The organism is Actinocrinis puniceicyclus (assembly GCF_018283645.1).
Lineage (GTDB): Bacteria > Actinomycetota > Actinomycetes > Streptomycetales > Catenulisporaceae > Actinocrinis > Actinocrinis puniceicyclus.
Genome location: NZ_JAGSXH010000195.1, coordinates 1 through 6,821, shown reverse-complemented (window position 1 = coordinate 6,821; position 6,821 = coordinate 1). Strand labels below are relative to the sequence as shown.

General features: G+C 74.2%; 2 protein-coding genes. Both read right to left on the bottom strand.

The window, feature by feature from the left end; translation table 11 throughout:
• Positions 1 to 819: thioesterase II family protein (locus tag KGA66_RS27375; RefSeq protein ID WP_211472199.1), on the bottom strand; the 819-nt coding region annotated here is incomplete at its 3' end.
• A 31-nt stretch (positions 820 to 850) separates the two neighbouring features.
• On the bottom strand, positions 851 to 6,821 hold a 5,971-nt coding region (locus KGA66_RS27370; protein ID WP_211472197.1), incomplete at its 5' end, for a type I polyketide synthase.

The window sequence follows — 6,821 nt, the reverse complement described above, 5'->3', positions numbered from 1 at the left end:
GTCTTCGGCCGCGGTCAGGGGCGCCAGGTCGCGGCGCAACTCGGCCAGCAGCCGCGGGCGGGCCGGGCCGGTGAGGTAGAAGTGGCCGCCGGTCAGCTCGCGGCGCAGCAGCGAACCGGTGGTGTGCTCGCGCCACGCGTCGATCTGCGCGGCGGTGGCTATCGGGTCGCCCGAGGCACCGAGCGCGGTGGCCGGGCAGCGCAGCGGCGGCCGCGGGGTCCAGCGGTAGCGGTCGCACACCGTCAGATCCGCCCGCAGGACCGGCAGCCGGTGCAGCAGGTAGGCCTCGCCGGTCACCTCGTCCGGCCCGAGGCCGCCGAGGTCCCGCACGAGCTGGCGCAGCTGCGGGTCGGCGAGCAGGTGGTCGGCCCGGTCGCCGTACATGTGCGGGGCCTTGCTGCCGGAGACGAACAGGTGCGCCGGTTCCGGCAGGCCGAGCGAGCGCAACCGGCAGGCGACCTCGTAGGCGACCAGCGCGCCCATGCTGTGGCCGAACAGCGCGTACCGGCCGGCGGCCAGGCCGCGCTCGGCGATCGCGGCGGCCAGGTCCTGCGCGAGCGGCCGCATCGACGTGTACGGCTCTTCCCGGCCGCGCAGCCCGCGGCCGGGCAGCAGCACCGGGACGACGTGTACGTCCGGGCCGAGTTCGCCGGCCCAGTCGCGGTAGATCGACGCGGTGCCGCCCGCGTAGGGCAGGCAGATCAGCGGAAGCCGGCCGTCCCGGGCGGCGCGCTGGTCCGGGAACCAGGCGTCGGCGCCCGAGGCGCGGGGACGCGGCCGGGCGGGGGGCCGGTCGGTCAGCAGGTGGGTCGACGGCATCAGCGGGCGGCTTTCTGTCGGTGACGGGCCGTCAGCGGGCCACGTGCAGGCGGCCTTCGGCCGAGTCGAGCCACCCGAGGGTCAGGCGCATGCCCTCCTCGAAGCTGATCTCGCTCTTGAACCCGAAGTCCTCGCGGGCGCGGTCGATGGCGTAGGACTGGTCGCGGTCGAGCAGCCGGACGGCGTGCCGGGTGAGCACGGGCCGGGAGCTGATGCGCAGCGCGCCGTAGAGCTTCTCGGAGACCGTGGCCACGCCGGTGGCCACCGCGCCGGGCAGGTTGACCGACGGGGGCTTGGCGCCCAGACCCTTGGCCAGCGCCTCGATGTACTCGCGCCAGGTGGTCAGCTCGGGGTCGCGCAGGTTGTACGCGCGGCCGACCGTGTCAGGGCTCATACAGGCGGCGATCATCGCCTCGGCGGCGTTGCCGACGTACAGCAGCCCGGCCGGCACCCGCCCGCCGGCGATGTAGACCATCTGCTTCTTGAGCAACAGGTTGGCGATCTCGATCACGAAGTCCTTGCTGCGCGGGCCGTAGACCGACACGGGGCGCACGATGGTCAGCGGCAGCCCGGCGCGTTCCGCGGCTTCACGCACCGCGCGCTCGCCCATGACCTTGCTGCGGTTGTAGGGCAGGCCGATGTCGCGCGGCTCGCGGCTCTCGTCACAGGGGATCGTCGGGTAGCCGTACACGTCCGTGGTGCTCATGTGCAGGAAACGCTCGACGGTTCCGGCCCGCGCGGCGGCGTCGACCAGGTTGACGCAGCCTTCGACGTTGACGGAGCGGAACTCCTCCCAAGCGCCCCAGTCGGCGGACTTGCCGGTGCAGTTGTAGACGTAACGCACGCCGTCGGCCGCGCGGCGCAGGCTCTCGGGGTCGTCCAGGGCGCCGGTGGCCAGTTCGACCGGCAGCCCGGCCAGGGCGGTGCAGTCGCTGCGCTCGCGAACCAGGGCACGTACCCGGTACCCGTGGTCGGCCAGGTGGCGTACCAGGTGGCCGCCGATGAAGCCGCTCGCGCCGGCGACAAGCACCTCGGCGGGGCGGCGGCCGGACGCGGCGCGCTCGGAGCGCACGCCGGGCTCGGCCGCGGACGCGGCGGATGTCGCGGAGCGCAGGTCGGCATCGGAGCCGGCATCGGAGCCGGCGTGCGGTGACGTCGGGCGCGCCGACGGAAGGTGGGCGGAGTGCTCGTCCATGGCCTGCCCCAGAAGGTCGAGGGAGTGTTCGAGGTCTGCTTCGGTGTGGTCGGTGTTGATGAAGAAGCGCAGCCGGCACTTGTCCCGGTCCACCGCGGGGTAGCCGATCGGCATCACGTTGACCCCGGCGGCGTGCAGGGTGTTGGAGATCGCCATGGCGCGCTCCCAGTCGCCCAGGATGATCGGGACGACCGCGGAGGCCCGGGAGACCCCGACGTCCATGCCGCGCGCGCGGGCGGCGCGGCGGAAGTGCTCGGCCAGCCGCTGGAGTTCGGCGACCCGGTGCGGCTCGTCGCGGATCACGCGCAGCGCTTCGAGCGCGGCGGCGGCGTTGGCCGGGGAGATGCCGGTGCTGAAGATGTACAGCGGGGTGGTGAACTTCAGGTACTGGATGATCTGCTCGTCGGCCGCGATGTAGCCGCCGAGGCTGCCCAGCGCCTTGCTCAGGGTGCCCATCCACAGGTCCACCTGGTCGCGCGGGACGCCGAAGTGCTCGCCGACTCCGCGTCCCGTGCGTCCGAGCACGCCGATGGAGTGCGCCTCGTCGATCATCAGCATGGCGTCGTGGCGCGCCTTGACCTCGATGAAGCGCGGCAGGTCGGGCAGGTCGCCGTCCTGGCTGTATGCGCCCTCGATCAGCACGACCGCGCGCCGGTGCTGGTCGCGCACGGCGCCCAGCATGCGGTCGAGCGCCTGCCAGTCGTTGTGCGGGAAGGGTCGGCGGCGCGCGCCGGACAGGATGCTGCCGCGCACCGAGCTGTCGTGGATCCAGGCGTCGTGCAGGATGAGGTCCTGCGGGCCGAACAGGTGCCCGACGGTGGCCACGTTGGTGGCGTGGCCGCCGGCGAACACGATCGCCGCGTCGGTGCCGAGGAATCCGGCGATCTCGCGGTCCAGTTCGTGGTGCAGCGGGGTCTCGCCGCACAGCAGCGGGGTGGCCGAGCAGGAGGTGCCGTAGCGCTCGATGGCGTCGAGGGCGGCCCGGCGCACCCGCGGATGCTGGGAGAGGCCGAGGTAGTTGAACGCGGAGAAGTTGATCATCGGCCGGCCCTCGACGCTGGCCACCGCGCCGTTGAAGCCGTCGTGGATGCGGCCGTAGGGGTTGGCGCCGCTGGATTCGGCCTGCCGCAGCCGCCCGCGCAGCTCGGCGTATTCGGCCCAGTCCTCGAACCGGCGCTCTCGCACGACCGGCGCGGCGGCGGGCTCGGGCAGCGGTTCGGGCCACTGCGCGGATGCGGATGCCGGAGCAGGTGCGGGGCCGGGTGCCGGAGCGGGGCCGGGTGCCGTAGCGAGCACGGGTACTGACGCGGGCGCCTGCCAGGTGCTCTGAGCAGCGCCGGACCCGTTGCCGCGCAGCAGGTCGATGAGCTGCCCGACGGTGGGATCCTGAGGCAGCGCCTCGCGCAGCTGGTCGAGCAGGTGCGGGTATCCGGTCGTGACGCGCCGCTGCAGTTCGGTCTTCATCAGCGAGTCGAAGCCCAGGTCCATGCCGAGCCTGGCGTGCGCCGGGATCTGGTCCGGCGGGAAGCCGCAGACCTGGGAGACGTGGCCGATCACCTGCCGGTGGACCGCGTCCGGGCGATTCGGATCAGAGCCCTGAAGCTCGGTGCGCGCGGGCCGGATGGCCGAGTGGCCGGCGGCTGGGTGCGCGACGTAGCCGTTCGAGACGTAGCCGTTCGATCCGTGCGTTGCCGGTGCGTGCGGCGTGGGCTGTGCGTACGAGGCGGACGCGGCGTGTGAGGCGGACGCGGCGTGTGAGGCGTACGAGTCGGACGCGGCCGCGTTCTGCTGCGCCGGGCCGGCTGCGTTCACGGCGCCGGCCTCGGCGCGCAGGGGCGGGCTGAACCAGTACCGCTGCGGTTCCAGCACGGTGCGCGGCACGGAGACGCGGCGCGGCCGGTTCCCGTGGTCGAGCGCGGCCCAGTCGACGCTCCCGCCGACGCAGTGCAGTTGCCCGAGGGAGCGCAGCAGCACCTCGGCGTCGGCGGTGCCGCGGCGCAGCGAGGCCAGCCACAGCGCGGTCCCGGCGCCGGTGGCGGCAATGTCGGCGGCGTCGGATTGGGCGGCGTCGGCGCGCACGATCGCGCGGCCGAGGCTGAGCAGCGTGGGGTGCGGGCCCACCTCCACGAAGGCGGTGGCGCCAAGGCTTCGCAGGGTTCTGAACCCGTCGGCGAACCGCACCGTGCCGAGCATGTGCTCGACCCAGTAGTCCGCGTCTACGGTGCCTGCGGGGCGCCCGGTGGCGTCGGATATCCAGGCGATCCGGGGTTCGGCGAACCGGATCCGGCGCGCGGCATCGCGCAGCGGGGCCGCCGCCCCGGCCATCAGCTTGGAGTGGAACGCGTGCGAGACGGTCAGCGGCTTGACCGTGACGGACCGGGCCTCCAGCGCCTCGCGCACGGCCTGGATCTCGGTTTCCAGGCCGGAGAGCACCAACTGCTCGTCGGTGTTGACCGCGGCGATGGAAACCGAGGCGAAGTCCGCGGCCGCGGACTGGATGGTGCCCGCGTCGCCCGCGCAGGCGATCATCGCGCCGTCGCCGGGCTGCGCGTCCATGTGCTCGCCGCGAGCCGCCGCGAGGGTGAGCGCGTCCTCGAAGGACAGGGCGCCCGCGACGCAGGCCGCGCCCAGCGCGCCGATGCTGTGCCCGAGCACCGCGACGGGCCGCACACCGAGCGAGATCCACAGCTCGGCCAGCGCGATCTGGAAGGCGACCAGCGCGGGCTGGCAGTACCTCGTGCGCCGCAACTGCTCCCCGCCGTCCGCGTCGAACAGCAGATCGTGCAGGGAGCGGCCCAGTTGCGGCCGCAGGACCCGGTCGGCGCGGTCGATCGTGCCGGCGAAGCCGCGGTGCGCGCGGTACAGCGCCTCACCCATGCCGGCGTGCTGGCTGCCCTGCCCGCTGAAGAGGAACGCGACCGCGGGCGCGGCCTGTGCGCCGAAGTGTCCGCGCAGCAGGTTCGGGTGCGTCTCGCCGCGGCCGAGGGCGTCGAGGACGTCGTCGAGTTCTGTCGTGGAGTCGGCCAGCAGCACCGCGCGGTGGCCAAGGGCGGCGCGGCCGGTGTTCGCCGTGTGGCAGAGCTCGTCGATGCGGATGTCCGGGTGCGCGGCCAGATGGGTGCGGTAGCGCTGGGAGAGCGTGGTCAGCGCGGTCGGGGTGTGCGCCGAAAGGCACAGCGCGTGCGTGCCGCGCTCGGCAGGCCGCGCGGGTGCGGCGGCCGGGGGCGCCGCGGACAGCACGAGGTGCACGTTCGCGCCGCCGAAGCCGAAGGAGCTGACCGCGGCGCAGGCCGGGCCGCCCGCGGGCCTGGGCAGCGGCTGCCGGCGCACCGGCACCGTCAGGGTGTTGCCATCCATGGCCAGATGCCGGTTGGGGGTGCGGAAGTTCGCCTGCGGCGGCACCTCGCCGTGGTGCAGCACGAGCGCGGCCTTGATGAGTCCCGCGGCGCCCGCGGCGGCCTCCAGGTGGCCGATGTTGGCCTTGGCCGAGCCGACCAGGCACGGCACGTCGGCGCGGCCGCCGCCGTAGACCTGTGCCAGCGCCTCCCACTCGATCGGGTCGCCGAGGCTGGTGCCGGTGCCGTGCGCTTCCACATACGCGACGCGGTCCGCGCGCAGCCCGGCCTGCGCGAGTGCGCGTTCGATGACGGCGCGCTGCGCGGTGCTCTTCGGCGCGGTCAGGCCGTTGGCGCGGCCGCCGTGACTCTGGTGCGAACCGTTGATCGTGGCGTAGACGCGGTCGCCGTCGGCGATCGCCGCGGACAGTGGTTTGAGACACACGAGCGCGGCGCCTTCCCCGCGCGCATAACCGGCGGCCGAGTCGTCGAAGGTGCGGCAGCGGCCGTCCGCGGCGAGCATCTGCGCCCGGGAGAACGCGACGGACAGGCCCGGGGTGATCAGCAGGTTGACACCGCCGGCGAGCGCCACGGAGCACTCCCCCGCGCGCAGGCTCTGGCAGGCCAGGTGCACCGCCGCCAGCGAGGAGGAGCAGGCCGTGTCCACGGCGATGCTCGGGCCGCGCAGGTCGAGCAGGTAGGAGAGCCGGTTGGCGGCGATGGAGTGCGCGTTGCCGGTGGCGGTGTGGATGTCCACCGCGTCGAGGTGCGGCATTTGCAGCTCGGAGTAGTCGTGGCTGCTGATGCCGACGAACACGCCGGTGTCCGAGCCGGCCAGCGCGCTCGGGGCGAGCGCGGCGTCGTCGAGGGTGTGCCAGGCGGTCTCCAGCAGCAGCCGCTGCTGCGGGTCCATGCGCTCGGCCTCGCGGGCGGAGATGCCGAAGAACCTGGCGTCGAACTGATCGACCCCGTCGATGAAACCGCCGTGCCGCGGCAGGTCGACCTCGCCGGCGGCGCCGGCCACGTGCGCCGGCCAGCGCTCGGCGGGCACCTCGGTGATCGCGTCGCGGCCGTCGAGCAGCAGCTGCCAGTACGCCTGCGGGTCGGGAGCGCCGGGCAGCCGGCAGCCGATGCCGACGACGGCGATGGGTTCGGTCGCCCGTTCGGTCGAGCGGTCGGACGCGGCCGGGCGGTCGGCGGCCGGGCGGTCGGCGACGTCGCGACGGGTGTGGCTCTCGCGGGCCGCGGCCTGCGGGGCGCGGGCCAGTTCCCGGGCCAGGTCGCGCGGCGTGGGGTGGTTGAACGCGGCCGTGGGCGGGATGCTGCGGCCGAGCCACGTCCCGAGCTCGTCCAGGATGGCCACCGCGGTACGCGAGTCGATGCCGAGAGCCGACAGCGGGCGGGTCGGGTCCAGCGCGGCGGCGGGCAGGCCGAGCCGGTCGGCGGCGCGCGCGATGAGCCAGTGCTCGATC